The sequence below is a fragment of the Nocardia sp. NPDC004860 genome, from assembly GCF_040609015.1.
Lineage (GTDB): Bacteria > Actinomycetota > Actinomycetes > Mycobacteriales > Mycobacteriaceae > Nocardia.
This window is the reverse complement of record NZ_JBEXJI010000011.1, coordinates 210,345-228,182: the sequence shown is the minus strand read 5'-3', so window position 1 is coordinate 228,182 and position 17,838 is coordinate 210,345. Positions and strand designations below refer to the sequence as shown.

Annotated in this window: 15 protein-coding genes and 1 tRNA gene; 8 read left to right on the top strand and 8 right to left on the bottom strand. The window is 68.6% G+C overall.

Translation table 11 applies throughout. The features are described 5' to 3' along the window. Nucleotides 1–2: 2 nt before the first annotated feature. Nucleotides 3–1,181 carry an ArsA family ATPase gene (locus ABZV44_RS21900; protein ID WP_354839050.1) on the top strand — a complete coding sequence of 393 codons (1,179 nt, stop codon included), beginning with the start codon at nucleotides 3–5 and terminating at the stop codon, nucleotides 1,179–1,181. A gap of 124 nt (nucleotides 1,182–1,305) precedes the next feature. Here ABZV44_RS21900 and ABZV44_RS21895 read toward each other — a convergent pair whose 3' ends face one another. Then, nucleotides 1,306–1,629, bottom strand: coding sequence for a WhiB family transcriptional regulator (locus tag ABZV44_RS21895; RefSeq protein WP_033089817.1), 324 nt, complete (start codon nucleotides 1,627–1,629; stop codon nucleotides 1,306–1,308). 300 nt (nucleotides 1,630–1,929) lie between these two features. Between ABZV44_RS21895 and ABZV44_RS21890 the strand changes: the two genes are divergently transcribed. Continuing rightward, nucleotides 1,930–4,293 carry a transglycosylase domain-containing protein gene (locus ABZV44_RS21890; protein WP_354839046.1) on the top strand — a complete coding sequence of 788 codons (2,364 nt, stop codon included), beginning with the start codon at nucleotides 1,930–1,932 and terminating at the stop codon, nucleotides 4,291–4,293. A gap of 75 nt (nucleotides 4,294–4,368) precedes the next feature. Here ABZV44_RS21890 and ABZV44_RS21885 read toward each other — a convergent pair whose 3' ends face one another. Further along, the gene (locus tag ABZV44_RS21885) at nucleotides 4,369–4,833 is read right to left on the bottom strand and encodes a GatB/YqeY domain-containing protein (protein WP_354839043.1); all 465 of its coding nucleotides are present in this window, start codon (nucleotides 4,831–4,833) and stop codon (nucleotides 4,369–4,371) included. A gap of 83 nt (nucleotides 4,834–4,916) precedes the next feature. On the opposite strand from ABZV44_RS21885, the gene ABZV44_RS21880 reads away from it, so the two are divergent. The 4 genes from ABZV44_RS21880 to ABZV44_RS21865 all read left to right on the top strand — a co-directional run bounded on the left by ABZV44_RS21880 (nucleotide 4,917) and on the right by ABZV44_RS21865 (nucleotide 8,266). Then, nucleotides 4,917–5,882 (top strand): metallophosphoesterase, encoded by a 966-nt coding sequence (locus ABZV44_RS21880; protein ID WP_354839040.1) that lies wholly within the window; start codon nucleotides 4,917–4,919, stop codon nucleotides 5,880–5,882. 52 nt (nucleotides 5,883–5,934) lie between these two features. Then, nucleotides 5,935–7,026 carry a hypothetical protein gene (locus ABZV44_RS21875; RefSeq protein WP_354839037.1) on the top strand — a complete coding sequence of 364 codons (1,092 nt, stop codon included), beginning with the start codon at nucleotides 5,935–5,937 and terminating at the stop codon, nucleotides 7,024–7,026. 30 nt (nucleotides 7,027–7,056) lie between these two features. Continuing rightward, nucleotides 7,057–8,127, top strand: a complete 1,071-nt coding sequence (locus ABZV44_RS21870; RefSeq protein ID WP_354839034.1) for a hypothetical protein — start codon at nucleotides 7,057–7,059, stop codon at nucleotides 8,125–8,127. Between the two features lie 65 nt (nucleotides 8,128–8,192). Beyond that, nucleotides 8,193–8,266 (top strand) — tRNA-Pro (locus ABZV44_RS21865). A 121-nt stretch (nucleotides 8,267–8,387) separates the two neighbouring features. On the opposite strand, the gene ABZV44_RS21860 is transcribed toward ABZV44_RS21865, so the two are convergent. Beyond that, nucleotides 8,388–9,248, bottom strand: coding sequence for a helix-turn-helix transcriptional regulator (locus ABZV44_RS21860; RefSeq protein WP_354839031.1), 861 nt, complete (start codon nucleotides 9,246–9,248; stop codon nucleotides 8,388–8,390). A gap of 164 nt (nucleotides 9,249–9,412) precedes the next feature. On the opposite strand from ABZV44_RS21860, the gene ABZV44_RS21855 reads away from it, so the two are divergent. Next, nucleotides 9,413–10,033 carry a YbhB/YbcL family Raf kinase inhibitor-like protein gene (locus tag ABZV44_RS21855; protein ID WP_354839028.1) on the top strand — a complete coding sequence of 207 codons (621 nt, stop codon included), beginning with the start codon at nucleotides 9,413–9,415 and terminating at the stop codon, nucleotides 10,031–10,033. A 58-nt stretch (nucleotides 10,034–10,091) separates the two neighbouring features. Here the strand turns inward: ABZV44_RS21855 and ABZV44_RS21850 are convergent, their stop codons facing one another. Continuing rightward, nucleotides 10,092–11,681 (bottom strand): succinic semialdehyde dehydrogenase, encoded by a 1,590-nt coding sequence (locus tag ABZV44_RS21850; RefSeq protein ID WP_354839025.1) that lies wholly within the window; start codon nucleotides 11,679–11,681, stop codon nucleotides 10,092–10,094. A 137-nt stretch (nucleotides 11,682–11,818) separates the two neighbouring features. On the opposite strand from ABZV44_RS21850, the gene ABZV44_RS21845 reads away from it, so the two are divergent. Next, nucleotides 11,819–12,640, top strand: coding sequence for a crotonase/enoyl-CoA hydratase family protein (locus ABZV44_RS21845; protein ID WP_354839022.1), 822 nt, complete (start codon nucleotides 11,819–11,821; stop codon nucleotides 12,638–12,640). A gap of 64 nt (nucleotides 12,641–12,704) precedes the next feature. On the opposite strand, the gene ABZV44_RS21840 is transcribed toward ABZV44_RS21845, so the two are convergent. The 4 genes from ABZV44_RS21840 to ABZV44_RS21825 form a co-directional block, all read right to left on the bottom strand. Next, nucleotides 12,705–14,486: an ABC transporter ATP-binding protein gene (locus ABZV44_RS21840; RefSeq protein ID WP_354839019.1), complete on the bottom strand. Its 1,782-nt coding sequence runs from the start codon at nucleotides 14,484–14,486 to the stop codon at nucleotides 12,705–12,707. Between the two features lie 209 nt (nucleotides 14,487–14,695). Further along, nucleotides 14,696–15,466, bottom strand: a complete 771-nt coding sequence (locus tag ABZV44_RS21835) for an SDR family oxidoreductase (protein WP_354839016.1) — start codon at nucleotides 15,464–15,466, stop codon at nucleotides 14,696–14,698. Continuing rightward, nucleotides 15,463–16,173 carry an acetoacetate decarboxylase family protein gene (locus ABZV44_RS21830; RefSeq protein WP_354839013.1) on the bottom strand — a complete coding sequence of 237 codons (711 nt, stop codon included), beginning with the start codon at nucleotides 16,171–16,173 and terminating at the stop codon, nucleotides 15,463–15,465. The genes ABZV44_RS21835 and ABZV44_RS21830 overlap by 4 nt, the downstream gene beginning before the upstream one ends. Before the next feature lie 54 nt (nucleotides 16,174–16,227). After that, nucleotides 16,228–17,838, bottom strand: coding sequence for an acyl-CoA synthetase (locus tag ABZV44_RS21825; protein WP_354839010.1), 1,611 nt, complete (start codon nucleotides 17,836–17,838; stop codon nucleotides 16,228–16,230).

Genomic DNA, 17,838 nt, shown 5'->3' with positions numbered 1-17,838 from the left:
TCATGGTCGTTCCGGCAGGCACTGTGCCCCTGGACATTTCGAAGATCCTCGCGGATCCGTCGGCCCGCATCGTGGTGTGCTGCGGCTCCGGCGGCGTCGGCAAGACCACCACGGCCGCGGCCATCGCGCTGCGCGCCGCCGAGTCGGGCCGCAAGGTCGTGGTGCTCACCATCGATCCGGCGCGCCGGCTGGCCCAGTCGCTCGGCGTGAGCGATCTCGGAAACGCCCCGCAGAAGGTCGAACTCGGGCCCGAGGCCAAGGGCGAGCTGTTCGCCATGATGCTGAACATGCGCCGCACCTTCGACGACATGGTGCTCGAGCACACCAGCCCGGACAAGGCCGAGCAGATCTTCGCCAACCCGATCTACCAGACCGTCGCGTCCTCCTTCGGTGGCACCCAGGAGTACATGGCGATGGAGAAGCTCGGGCAGCTGGCGTCCAAGCGCGAGTGGGACCTGATCGTGGTCGACACCCCGCCCTCCCGTAATGCCCTGGACTTCCTGGACGCGCCGAAGCGGCTGGGCAACTTCCTCAACGGCAAGATGATCCGGGTCATCATGGCCCCGGGCCGCGGGGTCGGGCGGTTCGTGGCGGGCGCCATGAGCCTGGCGCTGCGCGGCGTCTCGACCATCGTCGGCGGTCAATTGCTCAAAGACGCCAGTGTCTTCTTGCAGTCACTGGAGTCCATGTTCGGCGGCTTCCAGGATCGCGCGGACCGCACCTACGCCATGCTGTCGCGGCCGGGCACCCACTTCCTGGTGGTGGCCGCGGCCGAGCCGGACGCGTTGCGCGAGGCGAGCTTCTTCGTCGATCGGCTCTCGACCGACCGGATGCCGCTGGCCGGCCTGGTACTGAACCGGACCCACCCGGTGCTGAGCGGCCTGTCCGCGGAGGAGGCGCAGGTCGCCGCGGATCGGCTCGCGCCGGAGACCGCGACCAACGGCGCGACGCCGGAACCCGAGGCGGATACCCCGGAGGCCCTGGCCGCCGCGGTACTGCGCATCCACGCCCACCGGGCCGCCACCGCCAAGCGGGAACAGCATCTGCTGCACCGCTTCACGGGCGCGCACCCGAGCGTCCCGATCGTCGCCGTCACCGCGCTGCCGTTCGAGGTCGCCGACCTGGAAGCACTGCGTGCGGTGGGTGATCAGCTGGTCGAGGCGGGCGTGAAGTCCGCCTGACCGAGTCAGGCAGTTCGACCCTTTGGTTTGAAATGCCCGATCCAACCCCGGACACGGATCGAGCCCGCTTTCGCGGGCTCGATCCGTTCTGCTTATAGGGGGGATCTGGGTAAGGGATACTCGGTTACATCGCTACCTTCTGTGATCGCTGGACGCGGAAGAAGTCCGCCCAACTCGTCACCTCCGGATGCTGCTTGAGCAGCGCGCGGCGCTGCCGCTCGGTCATGCCGCCCCACACTCCGAACTCGACACGGTTGTCCAGGGCATCCGCCCCGCACTCCATCAGCACCGGGCAGTGCCGGCAGATGGTCGCCGCTTTGCGCTGCGCTGCGCCACGCACGAACAGCTGGTCGGGATCCACTTCCTTGCATCGGGCCTGGGAAACCCAGGCGATTCTCGCTTCGGCCTGCTCCACGTCCAATCGAGCGATCGGGGTAGTCATGTGCATTTGGTGTGCCCCTTTGCAGTCCGAACACCGGGTCACGGCGCTCCAGAATCGCGAGTGCAGCGCGCAGTTACCCAACCCCACTGCGTTCTGCACCACATTCCACTTTGAGTGTTAGCTCTATCACACTGGGTTCTCAATCTAGGTAAAGGTGTGCGGCCTGCGCAAGACCGTCCCGAGATTTTCTGGTACGTCCGTCCACGCATTCGTTGCACTGAACCGGGCAGTCCGTCTCTTTTAGGACGAATGAACACCCCGCCGGGCGAACACCGAGTGTCCGCGAGGCCAATTAGGCTAGGGCCCGTGCCGATCACACGAACGCTCTGGAGACTGGCAGGCGCGTGCGTCTTGGCCGCCGTGTTGCTCGCCGGTCTGCTGTTCCCGCTCGCCGGTGGCTTCGGGTTCATCTCCAACCGAGCGGCGGACGCCGTCGACAATGTCTCCGCCGAACTCGTCGAGGGCAATGTGCCCGCCGTCTCGACCATGGTGGATGCGAATGGAACACCGTTCGCCTGGCTGTACGAGCAGCGCCGCTTCGAGGTCCCCAGCGAGAAGATCTCCAATGACATGAAGCTGTCCCTGGTCTCGGTGGAGGACAAGCGCTTCGCGGACCACCACGGTGTGGACTGGCAGGGCACCTTCCGCGCCTTCCTGACCAACACGTCGGGCGGCCAGGTCTCACAGGGTGGCTCCACCATCGACCAGCAGTATGTGAAGAACTACCTGCTGCTCGTCGTGGCCAAGACCGACGCCGAACGCCGGGCCGCCACGGAGACCACCCCCGCCCGCAAGATCCGCGAGATCCGGATGGCGCTGACCCTGGACAAGCGGCTCACCAAGGACGAGATCCTCACCCGGTATCTCAACCTGGTGCCGTTCGGCAACGGCTCCTACGGCATCCAGGACGCCGCGCAGACCTACTTCGGCGTGGACGCCAAGGATCTGAACGTCGCGCAGTCGGCCATGCTCGCCGGCATGGTGCAGTCCAGCTCCAAGCTGAACCCGTACACCAACCCCACGGGCGTGCTGGAGCGCCGGAACACCGTGCTGGAAACGCTGATCCAGAACGTGCCCAATCGCGCGGACGAGTATCGCAAGGCCAAGGAATTGCCCCTCGGCGTGCTGCCCGAGCCCAAGGGCCTGCCGCGCGGCTGCATCGCGGCCAATGACCGCGGCTTCTTCTGCGACTACGCGATGCAGTACCTGAACAACGCCGGCATCAGCCGCGATCAGCTCGAGAAGGGCGGCTACCTGATCCGCACCACGCTGGACCCGGCGGTCCAGGACCAGGTGCGCGACTCGCTGGCCGCCAACACCAACCCGAATCTGGACGACATCGCCGAGGTCATGAATATCGTGGCGCCCGGCCAGGATTCGCATCCGGTGCTGGCCATGGGCTCGAGCCGCGTCTACGGCCTGGACGCCAACGCGCATCAGACCGTGCAGCCGCAGCCGTACTCGATGGTCGGCGACGGCGCGGGCTCGATCTTCAAGATCTTCACCACGGCCGCGGCCATGGAGAAGGGCCTGGGCATCAATGCCACGCTGGATGTCCCGGCGTTCTTCTCGGCCAAGGGCATGGGTAATTCCGGGACGCCGGGCTGCCCGCCGGAGACCTACTGCGTGAAGAACGCGGGCAACTACGCGGGCTCGATGTCGGTGACGCAGGCGCTGGCGACCTCGCCGAACACGGCCTTCGTCAAGCTGATCCAGGCCGTCGGGGTGCAGCCGACCGTCGATATGGCGGTGCGCCTGGGCATGCGTTCCTATACCCAGCCCGGCACCTCCGGCCACGGCAACCAGAGCCTGGCCGACATGATCAAGGACCAGAACCTGGGCTCGTTCACCCTGGGCCCGGTGGCGATCAACCCCCTCGAACTGTCGAATGTGGCCGCCACGCTGGCCTCGAGCGGCAAGTGGTGCCCGCCCACCCCGATCAAGGAGGTGGTGGACCGCAACGGCAAGCAGGTGCCGCTGACCCAGCAGGCGTGTGAGCAGGTGGTGGATCCGGGCCTGGCCAACACCCTCGCCAATGCCCTGGGCCAGGACGTGGTGAGCGGTACCGGTGCCGGTTCGGCGCACTCGGTGGGCTGGAACATCCCGACCTCGGCCAAGACGGGCACCACCGAGACCCACCGGTCCTCGGCCTTCCTGGCCTTCACCAACTCCTTCGCCGGGGCCAGCTACATCTACGGCGACAGCCCGACGCCGGGTGAGATCTGCTCGTTCCCGCTGCGCAGCTGCGGCAACGGAAACCTGTACGGCGGTAATGAACCCGCTAAGACCTATCTGGGCGCGATGAAGAACGTGCTCGACCGATTCCCGCCGGCGGCGCTGCCGCCGCTGGACGACAAGTACGTTCGCGGATCGAACAATTCGCAGATCCCGGATGTGATCGGCATGTCCCAGGCGGAGGCCACTTCCACCCTGGTCGGGGCGGGCTTCCAGGTGTCGGTGACGACGCAGCCGGGCGCGAACAAGGGGACGGTCATGAACGTCTCGCCGAACGGGTCGGCCATCCCGGGCTCGGTGATCACGCTCTACGTGAGCGACGGCAGTCAGATCCCGGCGCCCGCGCCGAACGCGCCGCCCACGGTGCCGGGCTTGCCGAGCATCCCGCTCCCGCAGCTGCCGCCGATCCCGATTCCCATCCCGATCCCGCGGTAGGCAATCGCGCGGTAGGCAAAGGAAAGGCCCGGAGTGATTCACTCACTCCGGGCCTTTCGTATTGATAAGACAGTGTCAGAGTCGCGCCTTCACCGCGGCGGAGATCCGCGACCCGTCCGCGCGCCCCGCGGCGAGCGCCGTCGCGGCCTTCATGACCTGACCCATCTGCTTCATCCCCGGCCGCTCCCCCAGCTGCTCGGCGACGTCGGCGATGGCGGTGTCGGCGATGTCGCCCACCTCGGCGTCGGTGAGCTGGGTGGGCAGGTACTCGTCGATGATCGATTCCTCGGCGCGCTCGTTGGCGGCGAGTTCGCCACGCCCGGCCTGCTCGTAGACGACGGCGGCCTCATTGCGCTTCTTCGCCTCCTTCTGCAGGACGGCGATGATCTCCGCGTCGGAAAGCTCACGGGCCTCGGGTCCGGCGACTTCCGCGTTCTGAACGGCGGACAGCAGCATCCGCAGGGTGGCCAGCCGCAGCGTGTCCTTGCTCTTCATCGCGGTGGTCATGTCCGACCGCAGCTTGGATTTGAGTTCCGACATGAGCGACACGGTACGAGGGACTTCTATCGTGGTCCAGCTCATTTGACTCGATGTTTCTCCGCCGGGTCGCCTATTCTGGGCAAATGCCCGTCTTCTCGACCTCCGTCCTCAGCCGTGCCGCACTCGGAGCCGCCGGGGCCGCGGTCGCCGGAATCGGATACGCGACGCTCATCGAGCGCAATGCCTTCACGCTGCGTGAGGCGACGCTACCGGTGCTGGAACCGGGCAAGCCCTCCCTACGGGTGCTGCACATCAGCGACCTGCACATGATGCCCGGGCAGCAGTTGAAGCAGGCCTGGCTGCGGGAGCTGGACCGGCTGGAGCCGGATCTGGTGGTGAACACCGGGGACAACCTCTCGCACCAGAAGTCGGTGCCCGCCGTGGTGCAGTCGCTGGGCGGATTGCTCGCGCGTCCCGGCATCTTCGTGTTCGGCTCGAACGATTACTTCGCGCCGGTGCCGAAGAACCCGCTCAAGTACTTCAACAAGGACCACAAGCGGGTCTACGGCGATCCGCTGCCGTGGCAGGATCTGCGGGCCGCGTTCACCGAGCGGGGCTGGCTGGATCTGACGCATGTGCGCCGCGATATCGAGGTCGCCGGGGTGCGGATCTCGACCGCGGGCGTGGACGATCCACATCTGCAGCGGGACCGTTACGACACCGTGACGGGTGCGCCGAATCCGCTGGCGGACTTGAGCATCGGACTCACCCACTCGCCGGAGCCGCGGGTGCTGGACCGATTCGCGGCCGACGGCTACGACCTGGTGATGGCGGGCCACACCCACGGTGGGCAGCTGTGCCTGCCGGGCTTCGGCGCCCTGGTGACCAACTGCGGGATCGACCGCGCCCGGGTGAAGGGCGCCTCGCGCTGGGGTGCGCACACCCGGCTGCACGTGTCGGCGGGTCTGGGGACTTCGCCCTGGGCTCCGTACCGGTTCTGCTGCCGCCCCGAGGCGACGCTGCTGACGCTGGTCGGCGCGCCGCCGAAGAAGCCGGTCGCCGAGTCGGGGCGGGGCCGCACCGCGTCGTCGGAGGCTGTCGCGCGGTGAGCGCCCGCCGCGATATACAGCGCGGTATGTAGTCGTCAGTCAGGGGGCAACCGTGACCAGTGGAAACGACCACAGCAACGAGCCCGGCCGTCCGGAACCCGATCCGGACTGGTGGCAGGGTGTGCCCGGACAGGATCAGACCTGGCAGCAGCCGCAACCGTCGCCGCAGCCGGGTTATGGTGCGCCGCAACCCGATCCGGGCTGGCAGCAGCCCGGCTACGGGCAGCCGCAGCCGACGACCCCGCTCACCGGCGGTCCGTACGGCCAGCCCTATCCGCCCGGTCCCGCCCAGTACCCGCCGACCCAAGCGTTCGGCGCGCCGCCGGGCTACGGCCGGCAGCCCGGCTATGGCCAGCAGCCGCCCTATCCCCCGCCGCCCGGTGGCGGCAACCGCCGTATATGGCTGTTCGCCGGTGTCGGCGTGCTGGTGCTGGCGATCATCGCCGCGGTGGTGGTCGTGGCGCTGGTGCACCGGAACTCGAACGACGCCTCGGCAAAGTCGAACACCACGCCGTCGCTGATCAGCGCGCTCACCTCGACCGCGGCCAAGCCCACCCAGTCGGGCCGGCCGACGACCGCCAGGACCACCGCCCCGAAGGCGACCAGCACGCCCGCCGCGGTGATCCCCGGGTACCAGGTGGTCACGATCCCGGACAACGGTGCGGCATACGACATTCCGCAGAGCTGGAAGGTGGACGGCACCGGGCAGAGCACCTTCGGCAGCGGCGCGGACAGCATTCCGGTGGCCGGGCTGGCGCAGGACGGCATCGAGTACTGCCCGAAGTACGTGCGCACCAACATCTTTCTGACCCAGTCCGACGAGACGGATCCGACGCGGGCGGCGGCCGACATCGGCACCCGGATGGGCCGCATCGGCTGGTCCACGTCGACGGGTGCGACGCCCGGCGCGGCGGAGCCCTTCCAGTCCTCGGACGGGCAGCTGCAGGGCATCTACATGGAGACCAAGGGCGCTGCCCCGGCTCCGGCGGCGGGCTGTGCCTCGACGTATTCGGTCTACACCTTCGCCTTCCCCGGCGACAGCGGCGCTTTCGTGTTCACCATCGCCGCGGACACCGGGGTGGACCAGTCCGTGGACGCGACCTCGGCGAAGAAGATTCTCGCCAGTATCCGACCGATCCAGTAGGCGGCACGACTCGTCACAGGGGGTCCGACGATGAGCGGTGAAACCGACGGCCAGGACATCGATCCGGAGAAGACGACGTCCGGCGGGGACTGGTGGCAGGGGCCGGTGCACGAACGGCCCAAGCCCAGCCCACCGAACCCATCTCCCCGTCCGAGCCCGAATTCCCAAGCCTCCGGGCCCAATCCGATCCCGGGGCCCGGTCCGGCCTCGGGTCCCGGACCGTGGCCGGGCCCGAGCCCGTACCAGTCGGGGCCCAATCCCTACCAGTCCTCGCCCTATCGGTCCGGGCCGAATCCCGTTCCGCCGAGCGCGAATTCGTACAGCACCGGCGCGTCGCCCTTCGCCGCCGGGCAACCGGGCGGCTTCGGGCCCCCGCCGGGCGGCAATCGCGGGCGGGTGTGGCTGCTGGCGGCCGTCGGCGCGCTCGTGGTGGCGATCGTGGCCGTCGTGGCGATCGTGATCGTGATGCACGATTCCGGCAAAGGCCCTGCCCCGACCGCCGCGAAACCCACCTCGATCACCAGTGCGCCCGCCACCACGCCGCGCACCACCACGACCCCGCCGTCCACCTTGACTCCCCAGATTCCCGGCTATCAGGTCGACGTGCCCAAGGACCTGAAGGCCGCGTGGGACATCCCCAGCGACTGGAAGACCGATCTGACCGCCACCACCTACGGGAACGGCACCGACAGCATGCCCGCGGCGGGCTTCGCGGAGGAGGGTTCGGACTACTGCCCGGGCAATGTGCGGACCACCATGTTCCTGTCCACCTCGGATATCTCCGACGCGACGGCGGCTGCCACCGATGTGGGTGCGCACGCCGCCCGCATCGGCTACACCACCAAGACCTCGCTCACCGCGGGCGCCGCGCAACCCCTCGACACCAGCGACGGCCAGTTGCACGGCACCTTCCTGGAGACCAGCGGCGCCTTCACCGCTCCCGCGGGATGCGCCACCGGCTATTCGGTCTACACCTTCGCCCTCAGCGTGGGCGCCGGCAAGGGTTCGCTGGTGCTGGTGATCCTCGCCGACACGGGCGTGGATCGCTCGGTCACGGCCGATTTCGCGCGTAAGCTGTTCGCCACTTTTCGCCTGTTTTAGAGCACCTGACCAGCCGATTTAACGTCTGGACGACGGGTGCGCTAAGCTACTGCAGGTTCGCTTCACGGGGTGTGGCGCAGCTTGGTAGCGCGCTTCGTTCGGGACGAAGAGGTCGCAGGTTCAAATCCTGTCACCCCGACTGTGTGGTTGAGACACAACTCGGCCCCCGGCTCTTTCGAGAGCCGGGGGTTTTGTGTTTTCCAGGTACCCCGGCGTGTTTTTCGGGGACCCAGTGTGATTTCGGCGTTGGTTTTCAGTCGTCAGCCCGCGACCGGACGAAGGCGGGTGCCGCCCAGGCGGTCCGCGTGGTCGGTGAGGATGGTGCGCAGGGCGGCGGCGGATGTCGCGTCCACCGGCGTGAGGACCGTGATGCTGTGGTCGGCCCCGTCGGGGCTGGTGAGGTTGTCGTAGCAGACCGTCAGGTCGCCCGCGTCGGGATGCCGGATGCGTTTGGTGCCGTGGCTGCGGTCCTGCACCGCATGGTCGTCCCACCAGGTGGCGAATTCGGGGCTGTCCGTGCGCAATTCGCCGATCACCTCGCGCAGGCGCGGGTCGTCGGGGTGGCGGGCCAGGTTGCGGCGCAGGTTGCCGACGGTCTCGCGGGCCACCCGGTCCCAGTCCAGCTGGGTGGCGCGGGTGGCGGGGTCGAGCAGGGTCAGGCGGGCGACATTGATGCCGGGTTCGAAGCCCGGGCCGAACAGGGCCGACGCGGCGGTGTTGCGGGCGAGCACGTCGAGGCGGAAGTCGGACAGGTAGGCCGGGAGCGCGGGCAGGCCGTCGAGGATGGCGCGCAGTGACTCCGGCGGGTCGGCCGGTCGGCGGCGGGTGGGCGGCTGGGCGCCGCGGGCGATGAGGTGCAGGTGCGCGCGCTCGGCGTCGGTGAGCCGCAGGGCGTCGGCGAGGGCGTCGAGGATGGCGGCGCCGGGGGTGCCGACGCGGCCCTGTTCGAGGCGGATGTACCAGTCGACGCTGACCGCCGCGAGCTGCGCCACCTCCTGCCGTCGCAGGCCCGGAGTGCGCCGCTGCCCGACGTTCGGCAGCCCCGCCTGTTCGGGGGCCAGTCGTTCCCGCATGGCCCGCAGGAAGGCGCCCAGCTCCCTTCCCGATGTCGTAGTGTCCACGCTCGCACTCCTTCTCGCCGGAGCCCCGGCACCGCCCCGGCTCCCGGCCCTCAGCCTAGGGTGCGGCCGGGTGGCACGCGGGATACCAGGGTGCGGACGATCTCCCTGGCGATACCGGATTCCGAGAGTCTCTTCTCGTCAGTCGAGCAACGAGGAGAACCGCCATGAATCGCACCGCACGCATCGTTTCCGCGACCTTCGCCGTGGCGGCCCTGCTGTCGGCCGCCGCCTGCGGCCGCGACCGGGATTCGTCCGCCCCGGCCCCGAGCCCGAATCCGGCTCCGTCCGTTCAGGTTCGGGCCGTGGTCCCGGCGTCGGCCGCCCCGTTCACCGTCACCACCGGCGACGCCACGGCCGACCGTGCCTTCCCGGCCGACTTCTACGCGGGCGCCTTCGGCTGTACGGCCGCCAATCACGCTCCGCGCCTGCACTGGTCCGGCGCTCCGGGCGGAGCGAAGAGCTTCGCGGTCACCATGTTCGACCCGGACGCGCCGACCGGCGCGGGCTTCTGGCATTGGATGAACTGGGACATCCCGGCCGCCGCAACCGATTTCACCGCGGGCGCCGCGGGTGTGGCGGGCGCCAACGACGCCGGTGTCCCCGGCTACCTGGGTCCGTGCCCGCCCGCCGGCGACCGGCCGCACACCTACCAGATCTCCGTGCTGGCCCTGGACACCCCGACGCTGGACCTGCCCGCGGCGACCACCCCGGCGGTCGCGTCCTTCTCGATGGGTTCGCACATCATCGGAGTGGCCCGGCTGTCGCTGACCGCGCAGCGACCCTGACCCGAACGCACGCCGGGTCCCGGCCACCCGGCCGGGACCCGGTGCGGTGGAACGGCTTTCAGCCCAGGTGCAGGCGCCGCATGAGGCGCAGCGTGACCAGGGTGGACTTGAGCTGCTTCTCGTAGGGCATGTTGGCGCGGGCGGCCATGATCTGCTTCTTCTGCACGCCGACATTGATGGTGTCGGTGTACTTGAGAATGCCGGCCGCGCCGTGACGGGTGCCGACGCCGGACTGCTTCACGCCGCCCGACGGGGTCCCCTTGGCGGCGTAGCTGGTGACGAAGCCGTCGTTGATATTGATGGCGCCGGCTTCGACGCGCTCGGCGAGTTTCGTCGCGCGGTCGATGTTTCCGGTCCAGATGCTGGCGTTGAGGCCGTACGCGGTGTCGTTCGCGAGCGCGACGGCCTCGTCCTCGGTGCTGTACTTGTAGATGCTGACCACGGGGCCGAAGGTCTCCATGGTGGCGTGGGCCATGTCCTTGGTGACGCCGGTGAGGACGGTCGGCTCGAAGAAGGCGGGGCCGATGTCGGGGCGGGGGTTGCCGCCGGTGACGACGGTCGCGCCCTTCTCCCGGGCCTCGTCGACGTGGGAGGCGACGCGCTTCATGTGGTCCACCGAGACCAGCGAGCCCATCTCGGGATCGAAGTCGTAGCTGGCGCCCATCTTGCCGGCGAGGTCCTCGGCGGCGGCCACGAAGCGGCGCAGGTACTCGTCGTGGATGCGCTCGTGGACGTAGATGCGCTCGATGTGCATGCACGCCTGACCGGTGTTGCCGAAGACGGCGAACACGGCCGAGGGGATGGCCTCGTCGAGGTTGACGTCGTCGAGCACGATCATCGGGTTCTTGCCGCCGAGTTCCAGGCTGCAGCCGATGAGGTTGCGCCCGGCCTGCTCACCGATGGTGCGGCCGGTGGCGGTGGAGCCGGTGAACATGACGAACTCGACATTGTCGATGAGGGTGGGCCCGACGTCGGGGCCGCCGCCGCAGACCACCTGGATGAGCCCGCGCGGCAGGCCCGCCTTCTGCAGCAGTTCGATGCCGTACAGGGTGCACAGCGCGGTCTTGTTGTCCGGCTTCATGATCACGCCGTTGCCGGCCATGAGCGCCGGGGTGGAGTCGGACATGGAGATGGCGAACGGGAAGTTCCAGGGCGCGATGACCGCGACCACGCCCTTGGGCCGGTGCTCCTCGGTGGAGGAGGTGATGACCGGCATCGGGCCGCTGCGCTTCTTGGGCTTGAGGGTCTTCTCGGCGGTCTTCAGGTAGTGGGCGATGACCATCGGCGTATCGCACGCCTCCTCGATGGCCATCCGCCGCGCCTTGCCGCAGCCGATCTGGATCAGGTCCGCGATGGTCTCGATCTCGGAGAGAATCAGCTCGTGCGCACGCTCGAATACGGCGAGGCGGTCCTTGAGCGGCCGGGCGGCCCATTCCTTCTGGGCGGCGCGGGAGATCTCGACGGCGGCCTCGACGTCCTCGGGCGAGGACTGCGGCAGGTAGCCGACGACGTCGCCGGTGTAGACCTCGACCATCTCGAAGGGCTCGCGGGCCTCGCCGGCCTGGCCCGCCGTCACCATCGCGGTCAGCCGGTTGATGAGGGATTCCGTGACGCGCGGCGGAAGCTTCGCCTTGCTCGTTGTGCTCATGGGACTCTCTCCACTACTTGCCGCCCGTGACGGCGGTCACCATGATCCAAACTAGAACACGTTATTGTTCAGGACAACGGCGCGGGGTAGTTTCGTGCCGGAATCTTGGTTCGCCCATGTGGAAAGAAGGGTCGGCGATGACCGCAGCGACTGCTGAAACACCTAGCAACACCGAACCGCACGCTCTGGTCGAGAAGCGCGGCGCGACCCTGATCGTCACCATGAACCGCCCCAAGTCCAAGAACGCCCTCACCGGCGAGATGCTGGCGATCATGACCGAGGCGTGGGACACCGTCGACAACGATCCGGAGATCCGCTCCTGCATCCTCACCGGTGCCGGCGGCGCGTTCTGCGCGGGCGCGGACCTGAAGGCCATGAACAAGCGCAGCCCGGACGACGGCATGAAAGAGGGCAGCGCGTTCGACCCGTCCCGCATGCCGGGTCTGCTCAAGGGCCGTCGCCTGACCAAGCCGCTGATCGCGGCGGTGGAGGGCGCGGCCATCGCGGGCGGCACCGAGATCCTGCAGGGCACCGATATCCGAATCGCCGGTGAGAGCGCCAAATTCGGTGTCTCCGAGGCGAAGTGGAGCCTGTTCCCGATGGGCGGCTCGGCGGTGCGGCTGCCGCGCCAGATCCCCTACACCGTTGCCGCGGAACTGCTGCTGACCGGTCGCCACATCACCGCGGCCGAGGCGCTGAACTTCGGCCTCATCGGCCACGTGGTGCCGGACGGGACCGCGCTGGACAAGGCCCTCGAAATCGCCGAGCTGATCAACAACAACGGCCCGCTGGCCGTGCAGGCGATCCTGAAGGTCATCCGCGACACCGAGGGCATGCACGAGGAAGAGGCGTTCAAGATCGACGCCAAGGTCGGCCTGCCGGTCTTCCGCAGCAACGACGCGAAGGAGGGCCCGCGCGCCTTCGCCGAGAAGCGCAAGCCGAATTTCCAGGGCAACTAGGAATTCCGGGGACTATCCCCCGGAGCTGAGGTGGCGACGGACCTCTCACATCGCCACCTCACCGTCAGCGAGCGGCCAGCTCCTCGCCGAGGAAGCCGCCGGACTGGTGCCGCCACAGCTGCGCGTACGTACCGTCGCCGCGCAGCAGCTCCTCGTGGCTGCCCTGTTCGACGATCCGCCCGCGATCGAGCACGATCAGCCGGTCCATCCCGGCCACCGTGCTCAACCGGTGCGCGACCACCAGCGCCGTACGCCCTTCCATCAACTCCCAGAGCGCTTGCTGCACAAGGATTTCGCTCTCGGAGTCGAGGGCGCTGGTGGCCTCGTCCAGCAGCAGGATCGGGGCGTCGCGCAGGATGGCCCGGGCGAGCGCGACCCGCTGGCGTTGCCCGCCGGAGAGTTTCACGCCGCGCTCGCCGATGAGCGTCTCCATCCCCTCGGGCAGCCCGTCGGCGAATTCGGTGACGTGCGCGGCCTTGGCGGCGCGCCGCACCTCGTCGTCGGTGGCCCCGGGCCGGGCGAAGCGAATGTTGTCGCTCAGCGACCGGTGGAACATGGCCGGGTCCTGCGGCACGTAGGACAGCAGGCTGCGCAGATCACGCTGCCGCAGGCGCGAAATATCCTGTCCGCCGATGCGGATGACGCCGCCGTCGACGTCCATCATGCGCAGCAGCAGCTGGGTGAGCGTGCTCTTGCCGCCGCCCGACCGGCCGACCAGGCCGATGCGCGCGCCACTGGCCACTTCCAGATCCAGCCCGCGGAACAGGGGCGGCGCGCCCGCGTGGGCGAAGTCCACCCGCTCGAACCGGATGCCGGACCCATTGGGGCACAGCGGTTCCGGCTCGCTCGTGTCGAGCACCGTCGGCGATTCCAGTAGCAGTTCGGTGAACTGCGCGGCCTCGGTGGTGGAGCTCTCCAGTCGCCGGTAGATCTGGTTGAACCGGAACATGATGCCGGTGGCGTTCCAGTAGTAGGTGAAGGCCACCATGATCACCTCGACCGAGGCGTGCCCACCGCCGATGCCCAGCGCGATCAGCAATCCGGAGACGTTCACGATCACCATCAGCGGCGTGACCGCGGTGTCGATGTAGAGGTTGTTGTAGTCCCAGGACCGCAACGACTTTCGCCGCTGTACCGCCACCCGCCGCCGATGCTCGTCGATCTCCTGCGGTTCGGCCGCGAAGGCCCGCACCGCCTGCATGTTCGACAGGGTGTCGGAGACGTGGCCCGATACCCGCGCGATGGCGGCCTCGCGATCGTCGACCAGGTGCTGGCGCCGCCGGATCAGCGGGGCGACCACGACGCCGCTCACCGTGATCAGGCCGAGCAGCACGATGACCAGCATCGGGTCGTAGCGCCACAGCACCACCGAGGCGAAGCTCAGCGGCACCAGGGCGGCGACGATCTCGAAGGCGAAGGTATCGGCGAACTCCTCGAACCGGGTCGCGAAGCTCAGGGCGCGCTTGGTCAGCGAGCCCGCGAAGTTGTTGTGGAAGAACGCCGAATCCTTGGCCAGCAGTTCGTCCATGGCGGTGTTGTAGAGACTCTCGATGCCATAGGCGTCGAGACGGTTGAGACAGTGGATCCCCAACCGCCAGAAGACTTCCGCGATGAACAGCAGCGCGCCGAACCCGATCACGTACGGCGCGAGTGTGCCGAACGAGGAGTCACCGGTGGCGGCCACCTTGCCCACGACCACCGCGACCAGCAGCGGCGCGATGTAGAGCTGGCAGATATTACCGAGGGCGGGCCCCAGCATGGCCGGAATCGTGATTGCCTTGCGCCGGGCCATTTCCCGGCCGTAGTAGCGCAGAACCAGCCTGATAGCGGATGTGCGCGAACTCATCCATCCCCTCTCGAACAGGTGCTTCGAGCAGTGCAGACAGCCCAGAGTGCCTGGTGGGGAGAGAGTGCGCCACCGAATTATTGCTGCACGGTAGCTGGCTTCCGGCTCCGGCCGAACGGATTTCAGCGCTGGGCAGCCTCAGGGCCGGCTGCCCAGCGCTGGGAGCGGATGCCGATCGGAGCACGTGCCGGCATCCACGTTCGGGGGGATTACTCGGTGGGGTGCACCGTGCGCCGGACGATGGCCCGCGCCAGGCCGGGCAGCAGCCTCCGCATGAGATACGCCGGTCGCGCCTGTCCGGGGAAGACGAACAGCGGCGACTTCGGTTTGGCCAGTGCCTTTTCCAGCGCGTCGACAATGCTCTCGGGCGTGGCGCCGCCGGCGTTGCCGAGCACGCTGGCGTTCTCCTTGCGGACCGCGTCCAGGAACGGGGTCTCCACCATGGGCGGGCAGAGCACGAGCAGCCGCACGCCGGTGCCGTGCAGTTCGTAGGAGAGGCTGTCGGCGAAGCCGACCACCGCGTGCTTGGAGGCCGTGTACCCGGCCATGCCGGGTGAGGGCAGCCAGCCCGCGAGCGAGGCGAACAGCACCACGGTGCCGGCGCCGGCCTGCTTCATGGCGGGGATGACGGCCTGGCAGAGGTTGACGGTGCCGATGTAGTTGATGTCCATCATCTTCCGGATCTGGGCCACGTCGTGGTCCAGTACGGAGGCGTGCACGTGCGCCATGCCGGCCGCGTGCACCAGGCGGTCGATGGTGCCCAGTTCCGCGCGCACCTTGTCGACGACGGCGCGGACCTGCGCGGAATCCGACACGTCACACGCGTAGGTGTGGGTGTTGGGCGAGCGCGCGGCCATGGTGGCCAGGCCGTCGGCGTTCAGGTCGACCGCGGCCACCTGCCAGCCCGCGGCGGCGAGTCGCTGCGCGACGATGCGGCCCATGCCGCTGGCCGCTCCGGTGACGAGTGCCGTCCGGCTCATCGGACCTCCCGGGTCTGCAATACCGTCGCGGCGTCCTCGAAGGTCATGCGGAGTGCGCCGATCCGGCTGGAGAACAGTGCGCGCGCCGGGAGTCCCAGCGCCCGCAATTGCTCGGAGACCGGATGGTCTCCGAGTTCGATCCGCGCACCGCCCGGCCGTCCCCGGACCTGGGCCGGATTCATGACCCACGGTGTGCGCCGCAGGATTCCGTTGCGGGCGGTGTACGCGTCGATGGATGCCCCGCCCGCGCCACCGGGCATGCGGAAGCCGTCGGCGACCCGCAGCGCGAGCACGAACTGCCCGTCGACGCGGACCTCGCAGCGGTGCCCGCGCCCGTCCGGCGTGATGTCGATATCGGCCATGAGCTTCGGGAAGCCCCAGATGGATTGTCCCGCTTCACAGGTGAAGCTCTGGTTGACCGGCAGCCAGTGGATGTACGCCCCGGTGCTGTTCTTGCGTCCCGGCTGTCTGGCCATGAGCGAGAAGGCGAATTCGTGGTACGGCCCGAGGTCCCCGTCGATGTAGCGGACGAAGGCCAGGGAGAGCACGGCTCTTCCGGGCAGCGTCGTGATCGGCTCCAGCCCGGTGCCGGTGAGCAGGTCGCGGGCCGCGGCGGCGTCGACGAGGAACAGCGCCGAGCAGGCGTCCGCGTGCCGGATCTGCACCGGCATGCGGACCTGTTCGCCGAGTACGGTATGCGCCTCCATGCCAGAATTAGAACAGGTTTCAGTGACGGACGCCGGTTGTTTCACCGAGTTTCTTCACCTCGCCTCGTAGTCGGGTCCCCGCTCGGCCACATAACCCTTGGCCCAGCGGTAGTCGGGCTTACCGCTCGGCGTGCGCGTGACGGTCTCGGCCACCCAGATCCGCCGCGGCAGTTTGTATCCCGCGAGACGCGCGCGCACGTGCTCCGCCAGCGCGGCGAAGTCGATCGCGCCCGCGGCCGGCGACACCACGGCCGCCACCAGCTGCCCCCAGCGCTCGTGCGGCACCCCGATCACAACCGCGTCGTAGACGGCGGGATGGGCCTTGACGGTGGCCTCGACCTCTTCCGGAAAGACCTTCTCCCCGCCGGTATTGATGACCATGTTGCCGCGGCCGATCAGGGTGACGGACCCGTCGGACTCCACGCGCGCGCGATCGTCGGTGATGACCATGCGCACCCCGTCCACGGTGCGGAAGAGCTTGTCGGTCTTGACCGGATCCTTGTAGTAGCCGATCGGCACATTGCCGGTCTTGGCCACCCAGCCCTCGCCGCCCGGCGCGACGGGCCGCCCGGCGTCGTCCACCACCAGCGCCCCGCGCCCGGTGTGCACCCGCGGCGCACGGGCCGGATCATCGTCCTTCTGCGCGAATCCGATACCGCCGAAACCGGTTTCGGAGGAGCCGATGGATTCGGTGACCAGTGTGTTGGGGAACAGTTCCAGCAGTGCGTTCTTCACCGGCTGGGTGAGCTGGGCCGCGCCGGAGCCGATGGAGATCAGCGATGACGCGTCCACCGGCGCGGCCCGGTAGGAGTCCACCAGCGGCCGGGCGATGGCGTCGCCGGTGACCACCAGGACCTGGGGCCGCTCCCGCGCCACCACCTGCCACACCTCGTCGGCGTCGAAGCGCGGCTGGAACAGCACCGCGTTGCCTGACCACAGCGCGGTGAAGGTGGGCATCATGGCGGCGGCGTGGATGAGCGGCGGCAGCACGAACCAGGTCATGGGCGAAGGGTTCCCGGCCCCCGCGCGGGATTGCTGGTACTCGTCGGCGACGGGTTCACCGGTGTAGAAGTCGATGCCGCCGCCCAGCACCCGCCACATGTCCTCCTGCCGCCAGATGACGCCCTTGGGCAGGCCGGTGGTGCCGCCGGTGTACATGATGAAGTGATCGTCGGCGCTGCGCGGCCCGAAATCCCGCTCGGGCGAACCGGATTCGAGCGCCTGCTCGTACGGGACGGAGGTGGTCGGCAGCCCCGCGCCGCCCTGATCGTCCTCCACCACCAGGGTGTGCCGCAGCTTCGGCAATTGCGGCCGGATTTCCTCGATCAGCGGCGCGTAGCAGCGGTGGTGCACCGTCATCTCGAGGTCGGCGTTGTCGTAGACGTAGCGCAGTTCCTCCGCGCGGTACCGGTAGTTGATATTGACCGGCACCGCGCGAATCTTGTAGCAGCCCAGCAGTGTTTCGAGACTCTCGATGCCGTTGTGCATGTGGAAGCCGATGTGGGTCCCCGGTCCCGCGCCGGCGGCGGTGAGGTGGTGGGCCAGCCGGTTGGCGCGGGCGTCGAGTTCGGCGAAGGTGCGCCGGCGCGGGCCCTCGATGACGGCGGTCCGGTCCGGCACGGCGTCGGCGGAGTGTTCGTAGAGGTCGGCGAAAGTGCACGCCAT